The organism is Stenotrophomonas sp. P5_B8 (assembly GCF_054049855.1).
Map to the genome: position 1 here is coordinate 1 of NZ_JBFULO010000645.1, position 1,523 is coordinate 1,523.

Here is a 1,523-nt window from a genome sequence, read left to right on the forward strand (position 1 = left end):
GAGGGCTTCCAAGCAACGATGTTCTGGCGAAACCGCTGCATCAACAACTCAGGAGATGAATATTACACGAGTTGCGCACGTTTGTATCGTTTTTTATGAAATATGTGCAAACGCCTGCTGGCACCAGACCATGATCGGGTTCCACGCCAGGCCCAGGCCCAGCAGTGCCAAGGCGTTCACGCCCAGCACCACACCCAGCACGCGGTCGTGGTTGGCCGGCAGCGGCTCGCCCACCGGCTCATCGAAGTACATGACCTTGATCACGCGCAGGTAGTAGAAGCAGCCCACCACCGCGGCCAGCACGCCCAGGATCGCCAACCACAGCATGCCGCCGTTGATCGCCGCGCCCAGTACCGCCAGCTTGGTCCAGAAGCCCAGGAACGGCGGAATACCCGCCATCGACGCCATGATGCACAGCACCAGGCCGGCCATCCACGGATTGCGTGCGTTGAGGCCCTTGAAATCTTCGATCTTCTCGGCCTCGAAGCCGCTGCGCGACAGCGCGATGATCGCGCCGAAGCCGGCGGTCGACATGATCGCGTAGCTCAGGGCGTAGAACAGCGCCGCCGAGTAACCGCGCTCACCACCGCCGGCGATGCCGAGCAGCAGGAAGCCGATGTGCGATACGGTCGAGTAGGCCAGCATGCGCTTGAGGTTGGTCTGCGCGATCGCCATCAGGTTGCCGATCACCAGCGACAGCGCGGCCAGGCCGGCGATCAGGTACTTCCACTCATCCGACAGCGGGCCCAGGCCCATTTCCAGCAGGCGGTAGGCCATGCCGAACGCGGCCAGCTTCGGTGCCGAGCTGATGAACAGCGCGACCGGCGCCGGGGCACCCTGGTACACGTCGGGCAGCCACATGTGGAACGGGGCCGCGCCGAGCTTGAAGGCCACGCCGGCGATCATGAACACCGCGCCGGTCATCAGTAGTACGCGCTCTTCCGAGTGCGGAATGGCGGCCTGGATCGCGTCCAGATGCAGCGAGCCGGTGGCGCCGTAGATCAGCGACATGCCATACAGCAGCAGCCCCGAAGCCAGCGAACCGAGCACGATGTACTTCATCGCCGCTTCCGAGGCCAGGCCGTTTTCACGGTTGCTGGCCACCAGGGCGTAGGAGCACAGCGCCAGCAGTTCCAGGCCCAGGTAGACCATCAGCAGGCTGCCGGCGGACACCAGGATCATCATGCCGGCGGTGCCGAACAGGATCAGCACCGGGATCTCGCCCTGGTACAGCTTGCGCTCGCGCAGGTAGCTCCAGCCATAGACCAGGGTCAGGCCGCTGCACAGCACGATGACGGTCTTCATGACGTCGGCCGCGGTATCGCGGACGAACATGCCGTGGAAGACCTCGCCCTGCCCGCCCACTCCGGTGGCGAGCATGAACAGCACCGCGGCCAGCGCGGCGACCGACAGCAGATGGGTCCAGATCTTGTTCTTGTCGCTGATGAACAGATCGAGGATCAACAGGGTGAACGCACTGGCGATCAGCACCAGCTCGGGAGCGAGCGGGGGCAGGTCAGCGG

1 protein-coding gene is annotated in these 1,523 nt (G+C 64.5%); it reads right to left on the reverse strand.

Going from position 1 to position 1,523, the window contains the following annotated elements; genetic code table 11:
- Positions 1 to 93 precede the first annotated feature (93 nt).
- A partial coding sequence (gene nuoN / locus ACXJKH_RS20325; RefSeq protein WP_457322075.1) for an NADH-quinone oxidoreductase subunit NuoN occupies positions 94 to 1,523 on the reverse strand: 1,430 nt, incomplete at its 5' end.